This window comes from Streptomyces sp. NPDC006335 (genome assembly GCF_040612795.1).
In the GTDB taxonomy this organism is placed as follows: Bacteria; Actinomycetota; Actinomycetes; order Streptomycetales; family Streptomycetaceae; genus Streptomyces.
In genome coordinates, this window is the sequence record NZ_JBEXQX010000028.1 from 1 (window position 1) to 25,318 (window position 25,318).

The following is a 25,318-nucleotide window of genomic DNA, read 5'->3' on the forward strand; positions in this document are numbered from 1 at the left end:
CCGCCGTCGTCGCCTCCCTGCCCGCCACGGTCATCCTCGTCCTCGCCCAGCGCTACGTCGCCGCAGGCGTCACCGCCGGCGCCGTCAAGGACTGACCCGGCCCGCAGCGCGTCCCTCCCCACGATCCCCTGCCCGACGATCCCTGCTCGAGAAACGAGTGCCTCTCCATGACCGCCGACCGCTCCGGCCCGGCCTTCTCCGTCGACCACATCCCGTTCAGCACGCACGGGTCCTGGTTCGGCATCTCCCCCGTCGTGGCGGAGAAGACGTACGCCGAGGACCTCCACCTCGTCTCGCACCAGAACGGCATGCACGCCGTCCTGCGCCTGGTCCCCCTCGACCCCGCGACGGGCGACCGCGCCGAGACCCAGGTCGAGGCGACACCGGGCCTGCTCACCTGGACCGGCGCGGACGGCCGCGTCGACCTCGCCTACGAGACGCCGGACACCGTACGACTGCGCGGCGCGGGTCTGCCGCTGCGGATCTCGGCGGCGGCCGGGACGCTGACCCCGTTCAGCGGCACCTACTTCTACCGCGACCCGGTGGACGGAGCCCACACGTTCACCTCCTACGAGACCGGGCGCCGCTACCGGATCACCGTGCTGTCCGGCACGGTCGTCGAGGTGTCCGGCTCCCAGGCCCTGGGCGCCGGGGACCGTGGGCTCACGGTCACCGCCGAGTCCGACGGATCGTGGGAGGTCGCCGTCGAGGAACTCGACAGCGCGCGTCGGCCCTACCGCCCGTCGGCGGCGTTCGGCCAGGTCATGGAGGCCGCGCGGCGATCGTTCGCCGAGTTCGCCGACGCGGTCGCCCCCTGGCGTTCGGACGACACTCCGGCCGCCGAACTCGCCGCCTACGTCCTGTGGTCGGCGACCGTGCGCCCGGCCGGCCTGGTCACCCGGCCCGGCGTCCTGATGTCCAAGCACTGGATGGACAAGGTCTGGAGCTGGGACCACTGCTTCAACGCCCTCGCCCTGGCCCCCGGTTGCCCCGAACTGGCCTGGGACCAGTTCCACCTGCCCTTCGACCACCAGGACGAGACCGGGGCCCTGCCCGACTCCGTCACCCACTCCGAGGTCCTCTACAACTTCGTCAAACCGCCCATCCACGGCTGGGCCCTGGGCCATCTGCGCGCCCGGCTCACCGAGCCTCTCGACCCGGCCCAACTGGCGCAGGCGTACGACAGGTTGACCCGCTGGACGGACTTCTGGCTCACCGCACGGCGCGCACCCGGCACCGTCCTGCCGCACTACCAGCACGGCAACGACAGCGGCTGGGACAACGCCACCACCTTCGACCCCGGACGCCTCGCCGTCACCGCCGACCTCACCGCGACGCTGATCCTCCAGCTCGACGAACTGGCCCGGCTGGCGGGCGAACTGGGCTTCGCGGAGGACGCCCGGCGCCGCACCGAGACCGCCGACGTCCTCCAGGCCGCCCTGCTGGACGAGCTGTGGGACGGCGAACGGTTCCTGAGCCGCCCGGCCCACGGCGGAGACCTCGCCCCGAGCGCGAGCCTGCTCGACCTGATGCCGATCGTGCTCGGCGACCGCCTCCCCGCCAAGGTCCACGACCGGCTGGCCGAACGGATCGAAGCCCACCTCACCGCGTACGGCCTGGCGACCGAACACCCCGGCTCCCCGCACTACGAGTCCGACGGCTACTGGCGCGGCCCGATCTGGGCCCCCGCCACCGTCCTCGTCGAGGACGGCCTGCGCCGCGCCGGGCACGTCCGGCTCGCGGACGAGATCAGCGCCCGCTTCCGCGCCCTGTGCGAAACCTCCGGCTTCGCCGAGAACTTCGACGCGCTGACCGGCGAGGGACTCCGCGACCGCGCCTACACCTGGACCGCGAGCAGCTATCTGATGCTCGCCCGCGACCACCGGCAGCGCCGCGCCGAGGCCGGGACCGCAGCCGCAGCCGCAGCGGACACCACTGCCGCCTGACCGACGAGCGACAACCCATCCACACGTCCGGCACGGGGGCCGGCGCAGCACCAACCCACCGCATCCCTGAAGGGACGTAAGGACATGCCACGAATCGGGCAAAGGCGCTCGACCAGCAGACGCCTTCTCCACGGCATCACCAAGACGCTGCTCCCGCTGACCGTCATAGCCGGCGTCACCACGATGGCGACGCCGGCCTCCGCCGCCACGCCCACCCTCACCGTCGATCTCGGCACCACCACCGGCGCCTTCCGCGGCGGCGCCTCCGGGGCGCTGTACGGCCTGTACGGGCCGGACGTGCCGACGAACAACCTCATCGAGGGGATGGGGCTGGAGACCACCAACACCAAGTACCAGGACGGTCAGCAGCACCCCGGTTCGGACGCCCTGGAGATCGCCAAGCCGTTCACCGACAGCGGCGGCGGGGACATCTTCATCTACATGACGGACGTCTACCGGGCCAACTACGAGCGCACGAGCTACTCGGCCTACCAGGCGACCATGAAGACCCAGGTCGAGCAGGCGATGGCCAGCCCCTACGCGAGCCACATCGTCTTCATCCCCTACAACGAGCCCGACCTGAACTGGTTCAGCGGCATGCGCACCAACTCGACCGCGCTCGCCAACTTCAACGCCGAGTGGCGCCAGACCTACAACTTCATCAAGGGCATCTGGCCCGCGGCCCGGCTGGCAGGGCCCAACACCTCCAGCTACACCTCCTCCTCCCTCAGCGGCTTCCTCACGTACTGCAAAGCCAACAACTGCCTGCCGGACGTGGTGACCTGGCACACCCTGGGCAGCCCGGCGGACGTCCGCGGCACCGTCGACTCCTACCGCGCGGTGGAGACCGCCGCGGGGATCACCTCCCCGATCCCCGTCAACCTCAACGAGTACGCCCACCGCTACCACCTGACCGACCCCGGGCAGATGGTCCAGTGGATCGCGGCGATCGAGGACGAGAAGATCGACGGGAACCTGCCGTACTGGAACATCAACGGCAACCTCGGTGACTCGGCCGCCGCCCAGAACACGCCCAACGCCCAGTGGTGGCTGTACAACTGGTACAGCTCCATGAGCGGCAACACCGTCAAGGTCACCAGCACGGGCGCCAACGCCGCGTACACCCTCCAGGGCCTGGCGAGCCTGGACACCGCCAAGAAGCAGGCGCGGGTCATCCTCGCCGGGGGCGGCACCAGCGGCGACTCCAGCACGGTCATCAAGAACATCGACCCCGCGGTCTTCGGCAGCACCGTGCACGTCAGCGTGTTCCAGGACCGCTACAGCGGCTACATCGGCGCGGCGGCCACCCCGACCCGGCTCTCCGACGCGGACGTGGCCGTGGGCTCCGACGGCTCGATCACCCTGCCCATCACCCTCGACGCGATGTCCGCCTACGAGGTGATCGTCTCCCCGGGCGGCACGGGCAGCAGCACCGCGTCCGACGCCACCTGGACGGGCACGTACGAGGCCGAGAACGCCACGCTCAGCGGCAGCGGCTACAACATCAACACCGAGGGCACGACCGGCAACGTCGGCAAGTTCGCCACCTCCGGCACCAAGGACGTCGGAGGCCTGCGCACCGGCTCGAGCACGGTGATCTCCTTCCCCGTCAACGTCCCCACCACCGGCGACTACGACCTGTCGGTGTTCGGCAACAGCTACGCCAAGGACGCCGACGTCAAGGGCCCGACGAACGTGTACATGCGGGTCGACGGCGGCGCCTCGACCAGGATGGACATCCCGGTGGGCTTCCAGTGGGTGGTGTGGGGGCACAGCGACACCACCGTGCACCTCACGGCGGGCAGCCACACCGTCACCCTGGCCACCACCGGCGACAACGGCGGGGCGACCGTCGGTGACGCGATCATCGACAAGATCGACCTGCGGTACAAGGACGCCTCCGTGCAGGGCACCACGCTCTACGAGGCCGAGCAGGCCAACCTCTCCGACAGCGGCACCGCCGGCTACACCTCCCAGGGCCAGTCCGGCGCCGGCGCGGTCAACCTCACCTCCGGCAAGTCCGCGACGTTCTGGGTCTACTCCGCGCGGGACGGATACGCCGACCTGACGGCCCGCTTCCGCAACACCGGCCAGGCCGCCCTCACCGTCAATGGCAAGACCGCCGACGACCAGACCCTCTCCGGGGCGACGACCAGCGCCTGGTCCACCTCGACCAACCGGGTGTACCTCAACGGCGGCATCAACAAGGTCAAGGTGACCGGCTCCAGCGGCACCCTCGCCCTGGACGACCTGACCGTCACCCCGTTCAGCGCCACCGACGCCGTCACCACCGGGAACGTCGTCACCTACCAGGCCGAGAACGGCACCCTCACCGGCACCGCGGCCGCCGACACCACCTACAGCCAGGCCAACGGCGGCGTCGTCACCGGCATCGGCAACGGAACCGCCAATTCCCTCACCCTGAACGTCAACGCGCCCTCGGCCGGCACCTACGCCATGACCATGCGCTACGCCAACGCCGAGGAACTGCCCTCCAACCACTACAACCCGGACCTGTACGCCGAGCACGCGGACGTCAGCGTCAACGGCGGCAGCGCCACCCGGGTCAACTTCGCCAGCACCCTGCACTGGAACCAGTTCGAGGACTACACGGTCCCCGTGACCCTCGCCAAGGGCGCCAACAGCGTCAAGTTCACCGCCTCGCAGCTCTACAACTGGGACGGCACGACCGTCGGCCTGGTCTACTCCGGCGGCGGCAGCGACATCGGGCAGCCCATGCGCTCCAGCTCCGCGCCCCACCTCGACCAGGTCTCCTTCGCCCCGGCGAGCCTGCACATCGGCGCGGCGTCCGGCTTCTCCTCCACGGCCGTCGCCCAGCACAGCGGGCTCTGCCTCGAAGACCCCGGCCAGTCCACCGCCAACGGCACCCAGTACCAGCAGAACACCTGCGGAAGCGGCCAGGAGCAGGTCTTCGACTTCCACCCGGTCGCAGGCACGACCGACACCTACACCGTCGTCAACCACTCCAGCGGCAAGTGCCTGGACGTCAGCCAGCTCTCCACGGCCGACGGCGCCGCCGTCCAACAGTGGACCTGCCTCAACGGCGCCAACCAGCGCTTCACGCTCCGGCCGGTGACCGCGCTCGGCAACAGCCACGACTACCAGCTGGTCGCCGTGCACAGCGGCAAGTGCGTCGACGTCAGCACCGTCTCCACCGCGCCCGGCGCCCTCGTCCACCAGTGGACCTGTGACACCGGGTCCACGCTGACCACCAAGAAGAACCAGATCTGGCGTCTGCTCGGCAAGAGCTGACCAGCGGCGGGTCCACCCCGCACACACTTCGAAGGGGCCCGGTCTGACGACCGGACCCCTTCGGCTTTTCCCTCCCCGTCAGAACCCCCGCGATCCCCCCGGATCCCCCTCCAAGAGTCCTGATGCCAAGTACGACCGGCCAGGTGGGAGAAGGGTTGTACGGTCTCGCGGATTTTTTTCTCAGAGGGTGTGGGTCACGAACCGTTCCGCGGTCTCGGCGAGGAGCTCGCGGCCGTCGCGGGCCCACAGCACGTCGTTGAACAGCTCGACCTCGATGGCGCCCGTGTACCCGGCCGCCTCGACGTACCGCTGCCACTCGCGCATGTCGATCGCGCCGTCACCGATCTGGCCGCGGCCGTTGAGCACGCCCTCCGGCAGCGGGGTCGTCCAGTCCGCGAGCTGGAAGGTGTGGATACGGCCACCCGCGCCCGCCCGGGCGATCTGCGCGGGCGCGTGGTCGTCCCACCAGATGTGGTACGTGTCCACCGTGACGCCGACCTGCTGGGCGGGGAAGCGCTCCGCCAGGTCGAGGGCCTGGGCGAGCGTGGAGACCACACAGCGGTCCGAGGCGTACATGGGGTGCAGCGGCTCGATGGCCAGCTTCACCCCGTGCTCCTCGGCGTACGGGCCGAGGACCGCCAGGGCGTCCGCGATGCGCTCGCGGGCGCCGTGCAGGTCCTTCGAGCCGGCCGGAAGGCCGCCGGAGACCAGCACCAGGGTGTCGGTGCCCAGGGTCGCCGCCTCGTCGACCGCGCGCCGGTTGTCGTCCAGCGCCGCGGCCCGCTCGTCCGGGTCGATCGCCGTGAAGAAACCGCCGCGGCACAGGGTGGTGACCGTGAGGCCCGCGTCACGGACCAGCTTGGCCGTCTCCTCGACGCCGTACGACTGGACGGGCTCGCGCCACAGGCCGACGTTGCCGACGCCCAGGTCGCGGCAGGCGGCGACCAGTTCGGGCAGGGACAGCTGCTTGACCGTCATCTGGTTGATCGAGAAGCGGGACAGGTCGGTCACTGGGTCACCCCGTACAGGGACAGCAGGTTCTTCATGCGCTCCTCGGCCAGCTTCGGGTCCGGGAACAGGCCCAGACCGTCGGCGAGTTCGTAGGCGCGCGCGAAGTGCGGGAGGGAGCGGGCCGACTGGAGGCCGCCGACCATCGTGAAGTGCGACTGGTGACCGGCCAGCCAGGCCAGGAAGACCACGCCCGTCTTGTAGAAGCGGGTCGGCGCCTGGAAGAGGTGGCGGGACAACTCGACCGTGGGGTCGAGGAGTTCGCGGAAGCCCTTGGCGTCACCCGTGTCCAGGACGCGGACCGCCTCGGCGGCGAGCGGGCCCAGCGGGTCGAAGATGCCGAGCAGGGCGTGGGAGAAGCCCTGGTCGTCGCCCGCGATCAGCTCGGGGTAGTTGAAGTCGTCGCCGGTGTAGCAGCGCACGCCCTGCGGGAGGCGGCGGCGGATGTCGATCTCGCGCTGGGCCTCCAGGAGCGAGACCTTGATGCCGTCGACCTTGTCCGGGTGGGCGGCGATGACCTGGAGGAAGGTGTCGGTCGCCGTGTCCAGGTCGGACGAGCCCCAGTAGCCGTCGAGGGCGGGGTCGAACATCGGGCCGAGCCAGTGCAGGATGACCGGCTCGGTGGCCTGGCGGAGCAGGTGGCCGTAGACCTCCAGGTAGTCCTCGGGGCCCTTGGCGGCCGCCGCGAGGGCCCGGGAGGCCATCAGGATGGCCTGGGCGCCGGACTCCTCGACGAGGGCGAGCTGCTCCTCGTAGGCGGCCCGGACCTCGTCCAGGGTGGCGGGGCCGGTGAGCTGGTCGGTGCCGACACCGCAGGCGATGAGACCGCCGACCGACTTGGCCTCGGCGGAACTGCGGCGGATCAGCTCGGCCGCGCCCGCCCAGTCCAGGCCCATCCCGCGCTGGGCGGTGTCCATCGCCTCGGCGACCCCGAGCCCGTGCGACCACAGGTGGCGGCGGAAGGCGAGGGTGGCGTCCCAGTCGACGGCGGCCGGGGAGTCCGGCGTGGAGTCGGCGAACGGGTCGGCGACGACGTGCGCCGCCGAGAAGACCGTACGGGAGGTCAGGGGGGTGCCGGGAGTGGCGGCGAGGGGTTCCTTGCGGGGCTCGTAGGCCCTGAAGCCCCCCTTGAAGTCGGGGAGTCGGATCGTCACAGCGAGATCTCCGGGACGTCGAGACGGCGGCCCTCCGCCGAGGACTTCAGGCCCAGTTCGGCGAGCTGGACACCGCGGGCGCCGGCGAGGAGGTCCCACTGGTAGGGGGCGTCGGCGTAGACGTGCTTGAGGAAGAGCTCCCACTGGGCCTTGAAGCCGTTGTCGAACTCGGCGTTGTCCGGGATCTCCTGCCACTGGTCGCGGAAGACCTCGGTGGCGGGGATGTCCGGGTTCCAGACCGGCTTGGGGGTGGCGGAGCGGTGCTGCACCCGGCAGTTGCGCAGGCCCGCGACCGCCGAACCCTCCGTCCCGTCGACCTGGAACTCGACCAGCTCGTCGCGGTTGACGCGGACGGCCCAGGAGGAGTTGATCTGGGCGATCGCGCCGCCGTCGAGCTCGAAGATGCCGTAGGCGGCGTCGTCGGCGGTGGCGTCGTAGGGCTTGTCGTTCTCGTCCCAGCGCTGCGGGATGTGGGTGGCGGTGAGGGCCTGGACGGACTTCACGCGGCCGAAGAGCTCGTGGAGCACGTACTCCCAGTGCGGGAACATGTCGACGACGATGCCGCCGCCGTCCTCGGCCCGGTAGTTCCAGCTCGGGCGCTGGGCGGTCTGCCAGTCGCCCTCGAAGACCCAGTAGCCGAACTCGCCGCGGACCGAGAGGATCCGGCCGAAGAAGCCGCCGTCGATGAGGCGCTTGAGCTTGAGCAGGCCCGGCAGGAACAGCTTGTCCTGGACGACCCCGTGCTTGATGCCCTTCGCCTCGGCGAGACGGGCCAGCTCCAGGGCGCCGTCGAGGCCCGTGGCGGTGGGCTTCTCGGTGTAGATGTGCTTGCCGGCGGCGATCGCCTTCTTGATGGCCTCCTCGCGGGCGGAGGTCACCTGGGCGTCGAAGTAGATCTCGACGGTCGGGTCGGCGAGGACCGCGTCCACGTCGGTGGAGACGTTCGCCGGGTCCAGGCCGTGCTGCTCGGCGAGGGCCTTCAGCGCGTGCTCACGGCGGCCCACGAGGATCGGCTCGGGCCACAGCACGTTGCCGTCGCCGAGGTCGAGACCACCCTGCTCGCGGATGGCGAGGATCGAGCGGACGAGGTGCTGGCGGTAGCCCATGCGCCCCGTCACACCGTTCATGGCGATACGCACCGTCTTGCGTGTCACGTCATTCCCTTCATAGGAGTCGTACGCGGTTGTGCGCGCCGCGCACGCTCCACTGATGAGCGTTACAGCAAGCGCTTTCTATCTAGGTAGAAGCTAGCCTCTGACCAGCGGTCTGGACAAGACCGCGAACCGGTTGAGTTGTTCGAGGGGGCGAACGGCGAGGGTCGGGGGGCTTAAGGTTCGGCTCGGAACCGGGCCGTGCGGGCCCGCGTGTACGACGGAGTACGACTGAGATGCGCTGAAGCATGCCCGGGCACCACGCCAGGGCACGCCGAGGCGCGCGACCGGAGGACGACGAGATGACGGTGACCCTGGCGGACGTGGCGGCCCGCGCCCAGGTCTCCCCCGCGACGGTGTCGCGCGTACTGAACGGGAACTACCCCGTGGCCGCGTCCACCCGTGAGCGGGTACTGCGGGCCGTGGACGAGCTGGACTACGTGCTGAACGGCCCGGCGAGCTCGCTCGCCGCCGCCACCTCGGACCTCGTCGGGATCCTCGTGAACGACATCGCCGACCCCTTCTTCGGGATCATGGCCGGCGCGATCCAGTCCGAGATCGGCGGACCGGGCGGACGCGCGGGCGGTGAGCGGCTCGGTGTCGTCTGCAACACCGGGGGCTCACCGGAGCGGGAGCTGACGTATCTCACCCTGCTCCAGCGGCAGCGGGCGGCGGCGGTCGTCCTGACGGGTGGGGCGGTGGAGGACGCGCCGCACAAGGCCGCGATGTCCGCCAAGCTGCGGAAGCTTGCGGACGCGGGGACGCGGATCGTGCTGTGCGGACGTCCTCCGGCGCCGGAGACCGGGGCGTACGCCCTGACCTTCGACAACCGGGGCGGGGGCAAGGAACTCACCGAGCACCTCATCGGGCTCGGGCACCGGCGGCTCGGGTACATCGCGGGTCCCGAGGAGCGCACGACCACCCGGCACCGGCTGGAGGGACACCGCGCGGCACTGGAGGCGCACGGCATCGAGGAGGACCCCCGGTGGACCGTGTACGGCCGCTACGACCGGCGGTCCGGCTACGAGGCCACGCTGGAGCTGCTGCGCCGGGATCCGTCCCTCACGGCCGTCGTCGCCGCGAACGACTCCGTCGCGCTGGGGGCGTGCGCGGCGCTGCGGGACTCGGGGCTGCGGATTCCGGACGACGTGTCCGTCGCCGGGTTCGACGATCTGCCGTTCAGCATCGACGCGGTACCCGCGCTGACGACGGTGCGGTTGCCGTTGGCGGAGGCGGGGGCTCGGGCGGGACGGATCGCCATGGGGCGGGAGGAGCCGCCGCCCGGGGGGATCGCGACGGTTCGGGGTGAGTTGATGGTTCGGGGGTCTTCTGGGGCGCCGCGAGCCTGACGGGGGCGGGGGCGAAGGGGCCGGTCGGTGGCGTCTCGTTGACCGGTGCGGGGCCGTGGGGGCTGGTCGCGCAGTTCCCCGCGCCCCTGAGGGGGCCTGCGAGCCGGAGAGGGCGCGGGGCCCAAGGGGTCGGTCGGGGTGCCGTCTCGTTGATCGGTGCGGGTGCGTGGGGGCTGGTCGCGCAGTTCCCCGCGCCCCCGAGGGGGTGCCGTCTCGTTGATCGGTGCGGGTGCGTGGGGGCTGGTCGCGCGGTTCCCCGCGTCCCTGAGGGGGTTCGACCGGGTCGGTGGCTGGGCGGGGAGCCGCTAGCGCCCGGCCGCCTTCCTCGCCGCCTCCTCCACCCGGATCCGGTACCGCTCCCACCAAGTCGCGTCCCCCGGTGCCATGTTGTCGCCCTCCGAGCGCTGGCCCACCGAGCCGTCAACGAGTTCGCGTACGACGTCGGCGTGACCGACGTGGCGGTGGCTCTCGGCGATCATGTGGATCAGGATGCGGTGGAGGGTGAGTTCGGAGTGCGGGGGCCAGGGGACTCGGCCCACGGTGTTCAGCGGGAGGGTGTCGAGGGTGTCGTCGGAGTGGGCGCAGGCCCGGCGGTAGCCGTCGACTATCTGCTCGCGGCTCTCGTCGGGGGTCGCCCACAGGTCGGCGTTGGGTTCGGCGGCGCCGGTGATCCACAGGGGCTGGGCCCCGGGGAGCGGCCGGCCGAAGGTCGCGCCGAAGTAGATCGCCTCGGCACCGGTGAGGTGCTTGACCAGTCCCAGGAGGTTGGTGCCGGTCGGGGTGAGGGGGCGGCGGACGTCGTACTCGGAGAGGCCGTCGAGCTTCAGGAGCAGGGAGTCGCGGGCGTCCTGGAGGTAGAGGCGCAGGTCGGTGGCGGGGTCTGTGGTGGTCATCGGCCCAGTCTGTCGGCGGCTTGATCGCTGTCCACCGAATTAGGGGGCGGCCGGATCCTCGGCCCGTCCGTTGTCAGTGGCCCCCTCTATCGTCCGGGCATGGTCTTTTCCCTTCCCCACGGGCTGCCCGCGGGGCGGTTCGAGCGACGGGGTCCGACGGAGGTCTGGATCTCCGACGAACTGCCTGGCGGTATAGAGGAGTTGTGGGCGGATCTGCTGAGGCAGGCCCCCGCCACCGGGCTGCACCCGCACCTGTGCTGGCCCGGCGACCCCGCACGGCCCGCGGACCCGGCCGCCGCTGACGCCGTACGCCTGGACGAGGTCCTCGCGGCCGACTTCGCGGAGTACCGGGAGCAGCGGCTGCCGTACTGGTCCGATCCCTCCCCCGCGGAGCCCTCGGACGACACCCCGGAGGGTGTCGAGCCCTGGCCGCACGATCCGGGGCCGCCGTTCGAGAGCTGGCCGGGGCTCGCGCCCGCCGGTCCGGACACCGGTGCCGGGCCGGGCCCCGAGGAGGCGGCGGGTCGTACCGTCGCGGATCTCCTGCGCACCGGGCCGTACGCGATGTCCCTCAGCCTCGTCCTCGTCCCCGCCCGCAGCTCCGCCGACGTCCCGGCCGTGATCGGCTGGACCAACGACCCGCCGATGCCGCTCATGGGAGCCCTGCTGCGGAGCTGGGAGGAGCGGTTCGGGGCCCGGGTGGTGGCCGCGTACGGCGGTGCGCTGTACGTCTCCGTCGCCCGGCCGCCCCTCGACCCGGCGGATGCCGAGCGGCTCGCCCTGGAACACGTGCTGTCCACCGCGGACAACATCGTGGACGACCCGCCGACCCCGTTCCCGGAGTACGCGCGCGAGCTCGTGGGCCGGACGGAGTGGCGGTTCTGGTGGGACTGAGCCGGAAGACGCCGTACGCTCCCCCCACCGATGAGTTCCGCCCGCCGCCTCGGTCTGTACTGCCGTAATCGATCAGGAACTGGAGTGAGTCCCATGCGCATCGTGGTCAGTGAGTTCATCAGTCTGGACGGGGTCGTGCAGGCGCCCGGCGGGCCTCAGGAGGACACCGACGGAGGATTCGCGCACGGTGGCTGGTCGCACCCGTACTTCGACGAGGAGGTGCTCGGGCCGGCGTTCACCGAGGGGATGGAGCGGGCCGAGGCGCTGCTGTACGGACGGCGGACGTATCTGACGATGGCGGGGGCCTGGCCGGAGCGGGCCGGGGACCCGTTCGCCGACCGGCTGAACTCGCTGAAGAAGTACGTCGTCACGGACACCCTCGGCGATGACGAGCTGACCTGGGACAACACCGAGCGCATCCCGGGCTCCGAGGCCGTCGGGCGGATCCGTGCGCTGCGGGACACCGAGGGCGGCGAGCTGGCGATGATGGGCAGCCCCACCCTCGTGCGGACGCTGATCAGCGAGGGGCTCGTCGACGAGCTCCAGCTCATCGTGATGCCGGTGATCCTCGGCGGCGGCAAGTCGATCTTCCCGGAGGACGGGGCGAAGCGGCCGTTCGAGCTGGTGTCCACGGTCACCGGGAAGACCGGCGTGCAGGTGTGCGTGTACCGGCCCGCCACCGAGGGGTAGCCGCGGCGGGCGCGGACGTCCTACGCTCGGTCCAGCGACATCTCTGACTGAGTCAAGCATCCGGGGGTCGACCGCCATGACCGTCCAGGACGTCCGCGCCTTCAACCGCTTCTACACCAACGTCATCGGCGCCCTCGACTACAGCCGCCGGCTCTACGCGCCGTACACCCTCACCGAGTCCCGCGTCCTGTACGAGCTCGCGCACTCGCCGCGCACCGACGCGGCCGACCTGCGCACCGAACTCTCGCTGGACGCGGGGTACTTGAGCCGCATCCTGAACAAGTTCGAGCAGGACGGCCTGATCGAGCGCACGGCCTCGCGGCGCGATCCGCGCCGGCGCCGGGTCACCCTCACCCCGCGCGGCCGGGAGACCGCCGCACTGCTCGCCGAGCGCGCCGACGAATCCGTGGGCGCGCTCCTCGCGACCGTCCCCTCCGCCGACCGGCCCCGGCTCACCGAGGCGATGCGGACCGTCCGTACGCTCCTGTCCGACGGCCGCCCTCCCCGCCGCGAGGACGTCCTGCTGCGCGAGCCGGGCCCCGGTGACCTCGGCTGGATCGTGGCCCGCAACGCGGCCCTGTACGCCACCGAGTACGGCTTCGACGCCGACTACGAGGCCCTGGTCGCGAGGATCGTCGCCGACTACGCGGAGGACCACGACCCGCACCTGGAGCGGGTGTGGATCGCCGAGCTGGACGGGCGGCCGGTGGGCTGCGTGATGTGCGTACGGGACGACGCGCCCGCGACCGCCCGGCTGCGGCTGCTCCTCGTCGAGCCCGAGGCGCGCGGACTGGGCATCGGGGACCGGCTGGTGTCGGCCGTCGTCGACTTCGCGCGCGGTGTCGGATACCGCGACCTGGTGCTGTGGACCAACGACGTCCTCACCGCCGCCCGCCGCGTCTACCAGCGCCACGGTTTCGTCCTGGCCGCCGAGAAGCCGCACCGATCCTTCGGCAAGGACCTGAACGGACAGGACTGGCGGCTGGACCTGACCGGCACGGGTGAGTAGGGGGCGGCCACACCCGCCCGGACTGGACCTCACCGACTCCACCGGGCGAGAGTAGGGCGCATGAAACTGGCGTTCTCCACCCTCGGTGTCCCCGGCCTCCCCCTCACCGACGTGCTGCGGCTCGCGACCACGCACGGCTATCACGGAGTAGAACTGCGCGCCCATCCCGAGGAGCCGGTGCACCCCGGCATCGGGCTCGCCGAACGGGCCGACGCGGTCGCCGAGTTCAAGGCGGCGGGCGTGGAGGTCCTCGGTATCGCCGGGTACGCGCGCGTGGCCGCGCCGGGCGACGACGAGCCGGTGGTCGAGGAGATCCACCGGCTCCTGGACCTCGCCCGCGACCTCGGCGCCGGATACGTCCGCGTCTTCCCCGGCGCCGCCTCCGACCAGTCCCGCGAGGAGGCCGACGCCACGGCCGCCCGGCGGCTCGGTACGGCCGCGGAGTACGCCGGCGACCTCGACGTGCGCATCCTCCTCGAAACCCATGACTCGCACCGCACGGGCGCCGACGCGATCCGTGTCCTCGGCCCGGTCGGCCACCGTCAGGTCGGCTCGCTCTGGGACGTCATGCACACCTGGCTCGGCGGCGAACAGCCCTCCGAGACCTACGCGGCCCTCGGCCCGCACCTCGGATACGTCCAGGTCAAGGACATCGCGTCGGCCGAGGACACCACCCCGGTCGCGCTCGGCGCCGGTGTCCTGCCGCTCGCGGAGTGCGTGGAGGTCCTCTCCCGGAACGGCTGGGACGGCTGGCTGTGCTGGGAGTACGAGAAGCGCTGGTACGAGGCGGCCGCGCCGCTGGAGGGCCTGCTGGGCACGGGCCGCGAGCACCTGGCCCGGCTCCTGAACGACTCCGCCTGACGGCGAATAATCGGATGCGGGGGCGGACGCGGCCGGATACCGTCCCCGGGTGCCTCAGCCCGCCCCTCCCCCGCTTCCCACGTCATGAGCCTCAGCCGTACGTTCCTCGATGTACGGCCGCTGCGCACCTCACCGGTCTTCCGGCGGCTGCTGTTCGGGCGCACGGTGTCCACCCTCGGCACCTTCATGACCATGGTGACCGTCATGTACCAGGTGTGGGACATGACCCACAGCACGGTCTGGAGCGGCGCGGTCGGTGTCGCGCAGGCGGTGCCGATGGTCGGGGTCAGCCTGTTCGCGGGTTCCTGGGTCGACCGGGCCGACCGGCGCCGGGTGTACCTCACCGGCACCGTCGGCTCGGCGGTCTGCTCGCTGCTGCTGACGGTGCAGGGCTTCGCCGGGCACGCGCCGGTGCTGGTCGTCCTGCTGCTGGTCGCCGCGCAGACCTCCTTCGCGGCGCTCGGCGCGCCCGCCGCCGGGGTGTTCGTGCCGCGGCTGCTGCCCCGCGAACAGGTGGCCGCCGGTCTCGCGCTCCAGCAGGTCACCGGTCAGGCGATGATGCTGGTCGGCCCGGCCGTCGCCGGGGTCGTGCTCGGCTGGTGGGGCATCGGCGTCTGCTACCTCCTGGACACCCTCAGCTTCGCGATGTCCTTCTACGGCGCCTTCGGTCTGCCCGCGCTGCCGCCCGAGGGTGAGAAGTCCCGCCCCGGTCTGCACGGTGTCCTGGACGGGCTGCGTTTTCTGACCGGTCACCGGGTGGTGCGGGGGGCGCTGCTGACCGACCTGGCCGCGACCGTGCTGTCCATGCCGGTGAGCCTGTTCCCGCTGGTCAACGAGGAGCGCTTCGGCGGGGATCCCCGCACGCTCGGCCTGTTCCTGTCCGCGCTCGCCGTGGGCGGAGTCGCCGCGACGGTCTTCTCCGGGCCGGTGACCCGACTGGCCCGTCCCGGCCCGGTGATGCTGTGCGCGTCGGCGGCCTGGGGTGCGGCCCTGGCGCTGTTCGGCCTGACCACCAGTGCGTGGGCGGGCCTGGGCATCCTGGCGCTGGCCGGCGCGGCGGACGCACTCGCCGTCCTCTCCCGTACGACCATCGTCCAGACCCGCACCCCCGACGCCCTGCTCGGCCGGGTCACCGCCGCCGAGACGATCGTCGGACAGGCGGGCCCGCACCTGGGCAACCTGCGCGGCGGCCTGGTCGCGGGCTGGAGTTCGGGCGTGACGGCACTGATCACGGGCGGACTCATGTGCGTGGCGGCGGTGACGTACGTCGGGGCGAGCACACCGCAGTTGCGGGAGGTTCCGGCCGCGGGCGAGGGGTGATCGCCGCGTCCGAAGCCGGACACCCGTCCCGTACGGCGCCCCAGGACCGCCGCCGACACCCAGATCTCCGGACGCCGACCGACTGAAGCCCCCAGGCCTGGCCTGGAGTTGAGCGGGCAGATCAGCAGCGGACCCGATGTGCGTGGCAGCGGTGGCATACGTCGGAGCGAGCACACCGCAGTTGCGGGCGGTCCCGGCCGCAGGCGAGGAGTGAGCGCGCCGCATCCGGGGCCGGACACCCGTCCGGTACGGCGACCCAGGAGCGTGGCCGGCGCCCGGATCCTGGTGGGTCGGCGCCGACTGACGCTGTCAGGCTGGAGTTGGGGGGCCGGATCAGCGGCGGAGCTGAGGAGCGGGCGGCGTGATCGTCCAGTGGTTGCTGCGCAGGACCCGGTCGGCGAAGGGCATGTCGACCTCTCCGACGAGGTGGAAGCCCAGCGAGCGGCAGATGCCGTTGGAGGGGCCGTTGCCGGTCGCCGGGAACGCGTGGACGTCTCCCCAACGGCCCTCCCGCCACGCCCGTTCGAGCAGTGCCCGCACCGCGCGCTTGCCCCATCCCCGGCCCTGGAACTCCGGAAGCACCATCCAGCCGATCTCCGAGAGAGGTCCGTCCCCGGTGTCGTGGGACCAGATGGTCAGCGCGCCCGCCACCACCTCGGGCCGGGTCGGGTCAGGGACGATCATCTTGATCCAGGACTCGTCGGCCGCCGCCTCCCGAGCGTCCCGGCGCACCTTGTCCGCCATGCCCTCCCGAGGCAAGGGCCCGCCGAGGTCGGCCATCATGACGGGGTCGCAGCGCATCCGGACGTAGGCGTCTACGTCGTCCACCGTGACATCGCGCAGCAGCATCAGGCCCTCCGGCCCTCTCGGACGAGCTGGGCATCGTTCCTCACCCGCGTCACCACCGCTCGACGACGAACTCCGCGTTCATGGGCTGCAACGCGAGTGCCGGGCGCGGGTGGACGGCGTCGGGGGTCCTGAGGCGGAGGCGGTGGGCGGCCCAGACGGCGCCCAGGAGAAGCACGCTCTCGACGGTCGACAGGGCGGCGCCCACGCAGGTGCGGGGGCCCAGTCCGAAAGGAAAATAGGAGCCGCGGGGAACGGCCGAGGTCTCTTTTCCCAGCCAGCGTTCCGGAAGGAATGCGTCCGCGTCGGGCCAGTACCGCGGATCGCGGTGATTCACCCACTGGCTCACGGTGACCGTGGTTCCGGCCGGAATGAGATGGTCACCGAGTTCCACGTCCACCCGGGCGTCCCGACTGGTTATCCAGACGGGCGAATACAAGCGGAGGGATTCCCTCAGTACCGCGTCCGTGAACGGCATGGCGTTCAGCAGTGCCATTCCGCCGGCGTCTTCCGAGAGTGCCTTTTCGGCCTCGGCGTGTACGCGTTCCGCGGCCTCGGGGTGCCGGGCCAGCAATATGCTCGCCCACACCACGGCGTCATTGGTGGTCTCGAATCCGGCCATCAGCAAGGTGGCCAATTCGTCCCGGATCTCGTCCGGTCCCGGCGCCGGCGTGTCGTGCAGCAGCGCGTACAGGACGGGCGCCGCCGAGGGATCGTCGGCGGCCGGAGAACGCGTGACCTGCTCCAGGGTCCTGACGACCCGCTTGAGATGACGGCGGATCCGCATCTTGGGCGGGGTGGGAACCCATTCCGGCAGCACCACCGGCGAGGTGGACAGATCCATGATGGGGGCGACGAGTCCGGCGACGTCCGCGATCTCCTCGTCCGTGTACTCCGCGCCGAACATCAGCCGTGTGACCAGACGCAGGGTGACGACGGAGACGTCCTGTTGCAGGTCGCGTACCTGGCCGGGGCGCCAGGAGGCGAGCATCCGCTCCGCCTGCCCCGGCATCGCCGCGGCGGCGGTGGCCGACAGTTCACGGCCGAAGGCGCCGTGGATGCGGCCCCGGCGGACCTTCCATTCCTCGCCGTCGCTGCTCATGGTGGAGAGCGGCAGGGACTGCCTGCGGCCTGCGCGCCGGGTGCCCGGGCCCTGCTTGACGAAGTCCGATCCCCGGTCCACCAGCATGCGGACCGCGTCCTCGGGGGACGTCAGCAGCACGTTCTTCGGGCTCAGCCGGACGGCGTCGCCGTACTCCCTGGCGCACCGGGTGAGGAAGCCCAGGGGGTCCGCGGAGAAGTCCGTCAGATTTCCGAGAACCCTTCCGCCGTCGGGTCCCGGCATTTCGGCCAGCGTACGCACCGCCATTGCGCCCCCACGTGTCCGGAATTCGCCCGCCGCCTCAAGGAAATACCGGGGCGCGGATGTCTCCGCGCCCCGGCTTTTTCCGGTACCGCTCCGGCTCTCAGTAGTACATGTACGGAGCCGTGAGTCGGTCCTTGCGCGTGAGTCGAGCGAACAGTGCGCCCGTAAGAATCAGCTTACGCATAGCAATGCACCCCCTGGCATATAACCGGCGTAGTGGATCTATGACACGGCGAGGCTATACACGGGCTGTGATGCGGTCAAGGGTGCGAGAATCGTCCACATCAATGACCGGCAGGGCCGCGCGACACGAATCCGGCCACCCGTTCCTCCAGCCGTTCACGGCATTGCGGCCACTCCTGGGCCGTGAGGGAGAAGATCGCCGAGTCGCGCAGCAGACCGTCCTCGCCGGGTGCCCAGGAGCGGGACCAGTTGCGCAGGACGCCCTCGAAGCGGGCGCCGACGCTCTGGATCGCGGCCCGGGAGCGTTCGTTGCGGGCGTCCGTCTTCAGGTCCACCCGCTGGACGCCCCACGCCTCGAAGGCGTGCCGGAAGAGCAGCAGTTTGGCCTCGGCGTTGATGCCGGTGCCCTGCGCGGAGGCGGCCAGCCAGGTGAATCCGACCTCGACCGCGTCGAGCCGGTCGTCGAAGCGCCAGCAGCGGGGCTCCCAGAACGACGTGGCCCCCACCGCCCGTCCCGTCGCCACCGAGACCTGCGCGTAGGGCGCCAGCCGTCCCGTCGCAGCCCGCGCGAGCTGCGCGTCGACGTAGTCACCGACCTCGCCGGCCCGGGGCACCCACGTGTACGCGTACGTGCCGCGGTTCTCCTCCGCCGCCGCGGCCAGGTCCGCCGTGTGCCCGTGGTCCAGTGGTTCCAGGCGCACCAACTCGCCCGTCAGGACCGGCCCCTCCAGCTCGAAACCCACCGTCCGTTCAACTCCCGATGCCCGTGCGCAGTTCGGCGAACGCCTCATGGAAACCGGGGAAAGTCTTCCGTACGCATCCGGGGTCGTCGAACGAAATACCCGGCACCCGCAGGCCGGTGACCGCGAAGGACATGACGATGCGGTGGTCGCCGTACGTCCTGATCTGCGTGCCGGGCGCGGCAGCCGTCCCCGGGTGGATCTCGATCCAGTCCGGGCCCGTGGACACCCGTACGCCCAGCCGCCGCAGGTTCTCCGCGCAGGCCTCCAGCCGGTCGCACTCCTTGACCCGCGTGTTGGCCACGTCCTCGATGCGGACCGGGGCGGAGGCGAAGGGGGCGATGGCCGCCAGCGTCGGCATGGTGTCGGAGATGTCCCGCATGTTGACCGTCAGGCCGCGCAGTGCGCCGGTGCCCCGGACCGTGGTGGCACCGGCGTCGAGGGACACGTCCGCGCCCATCCGCCGCAGGACGTCCACGAAGGCGAGGTCGCCCTGGAGCGCGCCCGTGCCGAGGCCCGGGACCGTCACCTCGGCGCCCGGGGTCAGCGCCGCCGCCGCGAAGAAGTAGCTCGCCGTGGACGCGTCCGGCTCGATGGCGTAGGTCGTGGCGCGGTAGCCGCCCGGCGGGACCACGAAGACGTCGTCCTCCCTCGTCACCTCCACCCCGAACGCCCGCATCATCGCGATCGTGATCTCGACGTACGGCACCGAGACCAGGTCCGTGACCCGGATCCGCAGGCCCCGGCGGGTGAGGGGACCGAGGAGGAGGAGTGCGGTGAGGTACTGCGAGGACTGGCCGGCGTCCAGCGTCACCTCGCCGCCCTCGACGCCCGCCGCCCGCACGGTCAGCGGATGATGCCCCTCCGCCTCCTCGTGCCGCAGGTCCACGCCCAGGTCGCGCAGCGCTCGCGAGAGCGGCAGCAGGGGCCGCCTGCGCATCTGGGGCGAGGCGTCGAAGCGGTACGTGCCGTGCCCGGCCGCGGCCAGGGTGGGCAGGAAGCGGGCGGTCGTGGCGCCGTCACGGCAGTACACGTCCGCCTCGGCGACCGCCGGTCCCTGCGGGCGGCCGTCCACCTGCCAGGCGTCCGGCGTACGGCCCACCCGGTAGCCGAGCCGTACCAGGCCCTCGGCGAAGCCCTCCGTGTCGTCCGAGCGCAGGGGGCGTACGAGGGTGGTCACCCCGTCGGCCGCGGCGGCCAGGAAGAGGGCGCGGGCGGTGATGGACTTGGAGCCGGGGAGGGCGAGGGACTGCGGGGCGGGCGTGTCGACAGGCATGCCCTCATGATCGCCGCAGGGCAGCCTCGGACGTCGGCACGTCCACGGGATGGACCACGGTCAGGCGCGTCGTCCGGAGCGCGGCCCCCGCTTCCACCGGTCGTCCGGCAGCGGCGCCTTCCGGTCCGTCTGCACCTGGAGCTCGTAGTACGAGTCCGCGGCCGTCCCGTGCCACACCTCGTCGTGCGCCGCCAACGCCCCGCGCAGGGCCCCGCCCGCCGTCCCGCGGCGGCGGACGTGCCGGGCCAGCAGGGCGAAGAGGGCCAGGGTCACGGCGAGACCGGCGAGGACGGTCAGGAGCGGCAGCGACTGGCTCATGCGCCGACCCTACGCGCCGAGCGCGGTCGCCCCAAGGGGCCGCCCCACCCGTCCCGTTGGCCCCGGCCTCCCCAACTTGCGGAAATCGGGCCGGAGCCGGGAACCCCGCCCCACTCCCGCCCGTCCAATGCGCAAGCTGCCGGAGAGTCACCGTGGTACGGCGTCGGCCTCGCTGCTGGCTGCGAACGCTGACCAACCCTCTCCTCCGTACCGCGGCCGGCAGCACGCCGTCATCGGCGCGCCCCCCTCCAACTGCGCCGATGGCGGCCCCTCGTTGGTTACTGTGCACTCCCTTGACTGGCAGAAACTTCCCGGATATTGGTGACCCCACGGAAGTTTCCTTCAGCGGATCACCTCCGGAAGGAGCGCACGTGCCCTCCAGACGTACCGTCCTCGCCGCCACAGCAGGCGTCGCCGCCACTCTCGCCGTGAGCGGGACCGCACACGCCGACGAAAAGAGACTCCGCTCCCTCGTCTCCCGCATGACGCTCGAGGAGAAGGTCGGCCAGCTCTTCGTGATGCGGGTCTACGGCCACTCCGCCACCGCCCCCGACCAGGCCGACGTCGACGCCAACCTCAAGGAGATCGGCGTCCGTACGGCCGCCGAGATGATCGCCAGGTACCGGGTGGGCGGGATCATCTACTTCACCTGGGCGCACAACACCCGTGATCCGCACCAGATCGCCGACCTCTCCAACGGCATCCAGAAGGCGTCGCTGTCCCAGCCGCGCGGGCTGCCGGTCCTCGTCTCGACCGACCAGGAGCACGGGATCGTGTGCCGGGTCGGCGAGCCCGCCACCCTGTTCCCCGGCGCGATGGCCGTCGGCGCCGGCGGGTCGCGCGAGGACGCCCGCGCCCTCGGCCGGATCGCCGGGCAGGAGCTCCGGGCCCTCGGCATCCGGCAGAACTACTCCCCCGTCGCCGACGTCAACGTCAACCCGGCCAACCCGGTCATCGGCGTCCGCTCCTTCGGCTCCGAGGCAGGCGCGGTCGCCGGGCTGGTGGCCGCCGAGGTCGCCGGTTACCAGGGCGCCGGGGTCGCCGCGACCGCCAAGCACTTCCCGGGACACGGAGACACCGCGGTCGACAGCCACTACGGCTTCCCGGTCATCACGCACAGCCGGGAGCTGTGGGAGAAGCTGGACGCCGTGCCCTTCCGGGCCGCGATCCGCGCCGGCATCGACTCGGTCATGACCGCGCACATCCAGTTCCCGGCCCTGGACGACTCGGGCGACCCGGCCACCCTCTCCCACCCGATCCTCACCGGCATCCTGCGCGGCGAACTCGGCTACGACGGGGTCGTGGTGACCGACTCCCTCGGCATGGAGGGCGTCCGCACGAAGTACGGCGACGACCGCGTCCCCGTCCTCGCCCTCAAGGCCGGTGTCGACCAGCTCCTCAACCCGCCCTCCCTGGACGTGGCGTGGAAGGCGGTCCTGAAGGCCGTACAGGGCGGAGAGCTCACCGAAGCGCGGCTGGACGAGTCGGTCCTGCGGATCCTGCGGCTCAAGGCCCGCCTGCGGCTCTTCGAGCAGCCCTACGTCAGCCGGGGCGGGGTCACCCGGACCGTCGGCACCCCGGCCCACCTCGCCGCAGCCGACCGGATCGGCGAGCGCACGACGACCTTGCTGGTCAACGAGAAACGGCTGCTGCCCCTGTCCCGGCGCACCCACCGCAGGCTGCTCGTGGTGGGCGCCGACCCCGCCTCGCCCTCCGGCACGACGGGTCCGCCCACCGGTGTCCTCGCCGCCGCCCTCACCGAACTGGGCTTCACGGCAACCGCCCTGTCGACCGGCACGGCACCCTCGGCGGCCGTCGTCGCCCAGGCCGTGGCGGCGGCACGCGATGTGGACGCGGTGGTCGTGGGGACGTACAACGTCACGGCGGCCGGCTCGCAGAAGACGCTCGTCGAGCAGCTCGTGGCGACCGGGAGGCCGGTGATCGCGGTCGCGATCCGCAACCCCTACGACGTGGCCCGACTGCCCACTGTCACAGCCTTCTTGGCGACCTACTCCTGGACCGACGTGGAACTGCGGGCGGCCGCGCGGGTGATCGCCGGGAAGGCGGCACCGCGCGGGAGGCTGCCGGTGCCGGTGCAGCGGGCGGACGAGCCGGGGAAGGTGCTGTACCCGGTCGGGTACGGGCTGTCGTACGGCCGGTAGCGCGCAGGGCGTATTTCCCGTACGACGCACAACTCGTACATCACCCCCGAAAGGCGCAAAGGACCCCACACGTCTGGCGTGGCCCCTTCGCGGCGGTCACGCTGGACGGCGGGGTAGTCCGGGGGGATCGCGATGCGTGTGAAGAGTTTCACGGGGGTGGGGTGCGTACTGGCGGCGCTGCTCGCCGCCCTGCTGACGGGGTGTACACCGTCGGCGGCCGGCGGGGAGAAGGGCGAAGGGCCCGCCGCCACGGCCTCCGTCTCGCCGTCCGCGCCCCGGGCCTCCGGGTTCGGCGCGGTGTTCCTCGCGGTCGACGAGTGCAGCTCCTTCGGCAAGGCCAGCTTCACCGAGGTGCCCTGCACCGGTGAACGGGCCGCGGCACGGGTCGTGGCCCGGCACGACGGCACCACGACCGACGGGCCGCCGTGCCCGGCGACCACCGACTTCGTGCTGCACATCAGTGCGCAGAGCCAGATCTCCGACGAGGACGGCGACGGGGCGGTGCCCCAGGGATACGCCTGCATGCGCAACCTGCAACCGCCGCACCCGGGCGACCCCGGCGGCGGGGGCGGGCCGCGGACCATCGTCGGCGACTGCGTGTACGGATCGGGCAGCGGTCAGGTCAGGGAGACCGCCTGCGACGGCAAGGGAGCGAGGAAGCCGCAGTACAAGGTGGTGAAGGCGGTAGCCGCCCGCAGCGGGTGCCCGCTGTCGACCGCCCTGTACGTGCAGCTCGGCGGTCCTCAACCGGTCGGCTGCGCCCGGCCGTTGTGATCCACGGCCGGGCGCGCCGAACGGACTACGGACGCAGGGTGGGCTCGCGCTCCACGTCCCGGACGTCCAGCTTCCGGTCGAACTTCGCGAGCGGCTTCGCCTCGGTCACGGCCTGTGCCGGGACACCCGCCCAGGAGAGGATCCTGGCCGTGGCGAACGCCTTCTGGTCGGCGACCAGACCGGCGACGTTCGCCCCGTGGTTCATGCCGGGCGCGGTGAACACGTACGCGTCCTTCGCCCCCTTGTCGACGCGGAACCGCTCCGCGCCCCACGGGTCGTTCTGGCCGTAGACGTACAGCATGTGGTGGGCGTTGTGGCGCACCCAGGTGTCCACGTCCCGCATGGCGTACGGCTGGAACTTCGTCGGGATGTCCCTCGGGACGAAGTTGCGCGGCGGCTGGTAGCCGTAGCGGATGTACTTCTTCTCGATGTGCGGGAACTTGATCGTCGGCGCGCCGAGCTGGGTGGCGGCCTGGTAGTAGTACGGCGTGTACGTCGACAGACCCTGGTCGGCGTAGGCGGAGAAGCCGGAGATCGTGTCGATGGAGTTCCAGATCTGGTCGTCGGTCGCGGTCTTCGCGTCCGCCGGGATCAGCTCGTCGTCACCGCAGTTGGCCAGCAGGTTGTACTGCCAGAAGCCCCAGACGTAGTCGAGTACGACGGCCTCGTACGCCTTGTCCAGGCTGCCGACGGTGGTGAAGGTGAGGCCCTCCGCCGCCGCGTAGTCGGCGTACTTCTTCTCCAGCGGTTCGCGCCGGACCAGGGCCTCGCGCTGCACCGCGTTCAGCCGGTCGCGGCACTCCTCGGTGCCGACCTTCGCGAAGAACCGGTCGTAGGCCGAGTCCTCGTTGTTCACCACGTCGTTGGGGGCGACGTAGGCGACGACACCGTCCATGTCGCGCGGGTAGAAGCGCTCGTAGTAGGTGGCGGTCATGCCGCCCTTGGAGCCGCCCGTGGAGATCCAGTTCTTGCTGTAGATCTTCTTCAGCGCCTTGAAGATGCGGTGCTGGTCGCTGGCGGCCTGCCAGATGTCCAGCTTGCTCCAGTCGGCCGGGTCGGGCCGGGAGGGCGTGAAGAAGCGGTACTCCATGGAGACCTGGTTGCCGTCCACGATCTGGGTCGGCTCACTGCGCCGCGGTGTGGTGGAGACGTTGTAGCCGCCGGTGTAGAAGACCGTCGGCCGGCTCACGTCCTTGTGCAGCACGGTGATGCGCTGCTGGAACGTGCCCTTGGACGGGTGCCGGTGGTCGACCGGCTGGGTGTAGTTGAGCACGAAGAAGCGGTAACCGGTGTACGGCTTCTCCTCGATCAGGCTCATCCCCGGGACGGCGAGGAGCTGATCCTTGATGTCGGTGGTGGCACCGGTGCCTTGGGCCCCCGGCTCGGCGGCGGTGGCCGCCCCCGCCGTACCGACCGTGCCTATGAGCACGACCAGCGTGAGAAGCCATCTGAGCGCCTTGCGCATGCACCCTCCCCTGTGAGTACAGATGTGCGCCGGACGCTAGCGGCGCAACACCGGTCCGCACCAGGGGAGATGGCCTGTTGATGGGGAAAACCCTGTGAGGAACCTGTGCCTCACAGCCGGATCCAGCCGTCCGAGTCGTACTTGCCCCGGCCGACCTGGCCCTTCACCCACACCTTCCGCTGCCCGGCGTGCACGGTGACCGGTCCCGCGCGGTACTTGTACTTGTCGGCGTCCTCGACCGGCAGCAGCCCGTACGCGCGCAGGTACACCCTCATGTACTGGCGGACCCCCGGACGCTTGGGAAGCGTGATCGCGCACACGTAACCGCGCCGCTTGTAGACCTCCACCGTGCCGGTGGAGAACGGAAACGACCTGACCTTGCGCCCCTCGCACGACGAGGCCGCGGCGTGCGCGTGCCCCGGCGCGGCGACCGCGAGCATCCCGGCCACCGCCAGCACGGCGAGCCCCTCCGCCAGCCGCCGTATCGCTCCACTCTTCACTGCCGTCCCTCCCGCAGCTTTCGGGCGTACAGGTGTACGGACGCACAACGTATGTCCGACGGTTGCACGACCGTCAAGGAGACGCCCGGTCCGGCTCCCCTACGCGACCGTGATCAGACTGCCCAACGGTCGCGGTCCCG

22 protein-coding genes are annotated in these 25,318 nt (G+C 71.4%); 10 read left to right on the plus strand and 12 right to left on the minus strand.

Annotated features, from left to right (window positions below):
• The first annotated feature begins 167 nt into the window (after positions 1 to 167).
• Entirely contained in the window at positions 168 to 1,946 is a 1,779-nt protein-coding gene (locus ABZ098_RS41925) for a glycogen debranching protein (RefSeq protein ID WP_356599786.1), read from the plus strand.
• Between the two features lie 84 nt (positions 1,947 to 2,030).
• Entirely contained in the window at positions 2,031 to 5,219 is a 3,189-nt protein-coding gene (locus ABZ098_RS41930; protein WP_356599788.1) for an RICIN domain-containing protein, read from the plus strand.
• Between the two features lie 180 nt (positions 5,220 to 5,399).
• Here ABZ098_RS41930 and ABZ098_RS41935 read toward each other — a convergent pair whose 3' ends face one another.
• The 3 genes from ABZ098_RS41935 to ABZ098_RS41945 are packed head-to-tail and all read right to left on the minus strand — an operon-like array spanning position 5,400 to position 8,535.
• Positions 5,400 to 6,230: a sugar phosphate isomerase/epimerase family protein gene (locus ABZ098_RS41935; RefSeq protein ID WP_356599790.1), complete on the minus strand. Its 831-nt coding sequence runs from the start codon at positions 6,228 to 6,230 to the stop codon at positions 5,400 to 5,402.
• On the minus strand, positions 6,227 to 7,381 hold the full coding sequence (locus ABZ098_RS41940; protein ID WP_356599792.1) for a dihydrodipicolinate synthase family protein: 1,155 nt from the start codon (positions 7,379 to 7,381) through the stop codon (positions 6,227 to 6,229). Before ABZ098_RS41940 ends, ABZ098_RS41935 begins: the two co-directional genes overlap by 4 nt.
• Positions 7,378 to 8,535, minus strand: coding sequence for a Gfo/Idh/MocA family oxidoreductase (locus ABZ098_RS41945; RefSeq protein ID WP_356599794.1), 1,158 nt, complete (start codon positions 8,533 to 8,535; stop codon positions 7,378 to 7,380). Before ABZ098_RS41945 ends, ABZ098_RS41940 begins: the two co-directional genes overlap by 4 nt.
• 299 nt (positions 8,536 to 8,834) lie before the next feature.
• Between ABZ098_RS41945 and ABZ098_RS41950 the strand changes: the two genes are divergently transcribed.
• Positions 8,835 to 9,881, plus strand: coding sequence for a LacI family DNA-binding transcriptional regulator (locus ABZ098_RS41950; protein WP_356599796.1), 1,047 nt, complete (start codon positions 8,835 to 8,837; stop codon positions 9,879 to 9,881).
• A gap of 305 nt (positions 9,882 to 10,186) precedes the next feature.
• Here the strand turns inward: ABZ098_RS41950 and ABZ098_RS41955 are convergent, their stop codons facing one another.
• Positions 10,187 to 10,774 (minus strand): DinB family protein, encoded by a 588-nt coding sequence (locus ABZ098_RS41955; protein ID WP_356599798.1) that lies wholly within the window; start codon positions 10,772 to 10,774, stop codon positions 10,187 to 10,189.
• Positions 10,775 to 10,873: 99 nt separating this feature from the next.
• Between ABZ098_RS41955 and ABZ098_RS41960 the strand changes: the two genes are divergently transcribed.
• The 5 genes from ABZ098_RS41960 (at position 10,874) to ABZ098_RS41980 (ending at position 15,548) form a co-directional block, all read left to right on the plus strand.
• Positions 10,874 to 11,668: a DUF4253 domain-containing protein gene (locus ABZ098_RS41960; RefSeq protein WP_356599800.1), complete on the plus strand. Its 795-nt coding sequence runs from the start codon at positions 10,874 to 10,876 to the stop codon at positions 11,666 to 11,668.
• A 93-nt stretch (positions 11,669 to 11,761) separates the two neighbouring features.
• On the plus strand, positions 11,762 to 12,358 hold the full coding sequence (locus tag ABZ098_RS41965; protein ID WP_356599802.1) for a dihydrofolate reductase family protein: 597 nt from the start codon (positions 11,762 to 11,764) through the stop codon (positions 12,356 to 12,358).
• A 76-nt stretch (positions 12,359 to 12,434) separates the two neighbouring features.
• Positions 12,435 to 13,367: a helix-turn-helix domain-containing GNAT family N-acetyltransferase gene (locus ABZ098_RS41970; RefSeq protein ID WP_356599804.1), complete on the plus strand. Its 933-nt coding sequence runs from the start codon at positions 12,435 to 12,437 to the stop codon at positions 13,365 to 13,367.
• 60 nt (positions 13,368 to 13,427) lie between these two features.
• Complete coding sequence (locus tag ABZ098_RS41975; protein WP_356599806.1) at positions 13,428 to 14,228, plus strand: sugar phosphate isomerase/epimerase family protein; 801 nt, start codon at positions 13,428 to 13,430, stop codon at positions 14,226 to 14,228.
• 84 nt (positions 14,229 to 14,312) lie between these two features.
• A complete protein-coding gene (locus ABZ098_RS41980; protein ID WP_356599808.1) occupies positions 14,313 to 15,548 on the plus strand; it encodes an MFS transporter in 1,236 nt (411 codons plus the stop codon).
• A gap of 333 nt (positions 15,549 to 15,881) precedes the next feature.
• Here the strand turns inward: ABZ098_RS41980 and ABZ098_RS41985 are convergent, their stop codons facing one another.
• From ABZ098_RS41985 to ABZ098_RS42010, 6 genes are all read right to left on the minus strand, one after another.
• Positions 15,882 to 16,397: a GNAT family N-acetyltransferase gene (locus tag ABZ098_RS41985; RefSeq protein WP_356599810.1), complete on the minus strand. Its 516-nt coding sequence runs from the start codon at positions 16,395 to 16,397 to the stop codon at positions 15,882 to 15,884.
• A gap of 49 nt (positions 16,398 to 16,446) precedes the next feature.
• Complete coding sequence (locus tag ABZ098_RS41990) at positions 16,447 to 17,739, minus strand: cytochrome P450 (RefSeq protein ID WP_356599812.1); 1,293 nt, start codon at positions 17,737 to 17,739, stop codon at positions 16,447 to 16,449.
• Positions 17,740 to 17,860: 121 nt separating this feature from the next.
• Positions 17,861 to 17,944 (minus strand): cittilin family RiPP precursor, encoded by an 84-nt coding sequence (locus ABZ098_RS41995; RefSeq protein WP_349817359.1) that lies wholly within the window; start codon positions 17,942 to 17,944, stop codon positions 17,861 to 17,863.
• Positions 17,945 to 18,044: 100 nt separating this feature from the next.
• A complete protein-coding gene (locus tag ABZ098_RS42000) occupies positions 18,045 to 18,686 on the minus strand; it encodes a GNAT family protein (RefSeq protein ID WP_356599814.1) in 642 nt (213 codons plus the stop codon).
• Positions 18,687 to 18,693: 7 nt separating this feature from the next.
• Positions 18,694 to 19,959, minus strand: a complete 1,266-nt coding sequence (gene aroA, locus ABZ098_RS42005) for a 3-phosphoshikimate 1-carboxyvinyltransferase (protein ID WP_356599816.1) — start codon at positions 19,957 to 19,959, stop codon at positions 18,694 to 18,696.
• A gap of 60 nt (positions 19,960 to 20,019) precedes the next feature.
• Complete coding sequence (locus ABZ098_RS42010) at positions 20,020 to 20,277, minus strand: hypothetical protein (RefSeq protein WP_356599818.1); 258 nt, start codon at positions 20,275 to 20,277, stop codon at positions 20,020 to 20,022.
• A gap of 371 nt (positions 20,278 to 20,648) precedes the next feature.
• Between ABZ098_RS42010 and ABZ098_RS42015 the strand changes: the two genes are divergently transcribed.
• Positions 20,649 to 22,439 (plus strand): glycoside hydrolase family 3 protein, encoded by a 1,791-nt coding sequence (locus tag ABZ098_RS42015; RefSeq protein ID WP_356599820.1) that lies wholly within the window; start codon positions 20,649 to 20,651, stop codon positions 22,437 to 22,439.
• Positions 22,440 to 22,571: 132 nt separating this feature from the next.
• Complete coding sequence (locus ABZ098_RS42020; RefSeq protein ID WP_356599822.1) at positions 22,572 to 23,213, plus strand: hypothetical protein; 642 nt, start codon at positions 22,572 to 22,574, stop codon at positions 23,211 to 23,213.
• A 25-nt stretch (positions 23,214 to 23,238) separates the two neighbouring features.
• Here ABZ098_RS42020 and ABZ098_RS42025 read toward each other — a convergent pair whose 3' ends face one another.
• Together ABZ098_RS42025 and ABZ098_RS42030 are read right to left on the minus strand one after the other, a co-directional pair.
• Positions 23,239 to 24,678: a S28 family serine protease gene (locus tag ABZ098_RS42025; RefSeq protein WP_356599824.1), complete on the minus strand. Its 1,440-nt coding sequence runs from the start codon at positions 24,676 to 24,678 to the stop codon at positions 23,239 to 23,241.
• A gap of 110 nt (positions 24,679 to 24,788) precedes the next feature.
• Positions 24,789 to 25,178 (minus strand): hypothetical protein, encoded by a 390-nt coding sequence (locus tag ABZ098_RS42030; RefSeq protein ID WP_356599826.1) that lies wholly within the window; start codon positions 25,176 to 25,178, stop codon positions 24,789 to 24,791.
• Between the last annotated feature and the right edge of the window lie 140 nt (positions 25,179 to 25,318).

What these genes read in the sequence shown, in the direction of transcription:
- ABZ098_RS41970 (WP_356599804.1), top strand. Translation starts at nt 12,435, where the DNA reads ATGACCGTCCAGGACGTCCGCGCCTTCAACCGCTTCTACACCAACGTC.
- ABZ098_RS41975 (WP_356599806.1), top strand. Translation starts at nt 13,428, where the DNA reads ATGAAACTGGCGTTCTCCACCCTCGGTGTCCCCGGCCTCCCCCTCACC.
- ABZ098_RS41960 (WP_356599800.1), top strand. Translation starts at nt 10,874, where the DNA reads ATGGTCTTTTCCCTTCCCCACGGGCTGCCCGCGGGGCGGTTCGAGCGA.
- ABZ098_RS41965 (WP_356599802.1), top strand. Translation starts at nt 11,762, where the DNA reads ATGCGCATCGTGGTCAGTGAGTTCATCAGTCTGGACGGGGTCGTGCAG.
- ABZ098_RS42025 (WP_356599824.1), bottom strand. Translation starts at nt 24,678, where the DNA reads ATGCGCAAGGCGCTCAGATGGCTTCTCACGCTGGTCGTGCTCATAGGC.
- ABZ098_RS41995 (WP_349817359.1), bottom strand. Translation starts at nt 17,944, where the DNA reads ATGCGTAAGCTGATTCTTACGGGCGCACTGTTCGCTCGACTCACGCGC.
- aroA (WP_356599816.1), bottom strand. Translation starts at nt 19,959, where the DNA reads ATGCCTGTCGACACGCCCGCCCCGCAGTCCCTCGCCCTCCCCGGCTCC.
- ABZ098_RS41980 (WP_356599808.1), top strand. Translation starts at nt 14,313, where the DNA reads ATGAGCCTCAGCCGTACGTTCCTCGATGTACGGCCGCTGCGCACCTCA.
- ABZ098_RS41955 (WP_356599798.1), bottom strand. Translation starts at nt 10,774, where the DNA reads ATGACCACCACAGACCCCGCCACCGACCTGCGCCTCTACCTCCAGGAC.
- ABZ098_RS41990 (WP_356599812.1), bottom strand. Translation starts at nt 17,739, where the DNA reads ATGCCGGGACCCGACGGCGGAAGGGTTCTCGGAAATCTGACGGACTTC.
- ABZ098_RS41985 (WP_356599810.1), bottom strand. Translation starts at nt 16,397, where the DNA reads ATGCTGCTGCGCGATGTCACGGTGGACGACGTAGACGCCTACGTCCGG.
- ABZ098_RS41950 (WP_356599796.1), top strand. Translation starts at nt 8,835, where the DNA reads ATGACGGTGACCCTGGCGGACGTGGCGGCCCGCGCCCAGGTCTCCCCC.
- ABZ098_RS41930 (WP_356599788.1), top strand. Translation starts at nt 2,031, where the DNA reads ATGCCACGAATCGGGCAAAGGCGCTCGACCAGCAGACGCCTTCTCCAC.
- ABZ098_RS41925 (WP_356599786.1), top strand. Translation starts at nt 168, where the DNA reads ATGACCGCCGACCGCTCCGGCCCGGCCTTCTCCGTCGACCACATCCCG.
- ABZ098_RS42010 (WP_356599818.1), bottom strand. Translation starts at nt 20,277, where the DNA reads ATGAGCCAGTCGCTGCCGCTCCTGACCGTCCTCGCCGGTCTCGCCGTG.
- ABZ098_RS42020 (WP_356599822.1), top strand. Translation starts at nt 22,572, where the DNA reads ATGCGTGTGAAGAGTTTCACGGGGGTGGGGTGCGTACTGGCGGCGCTG.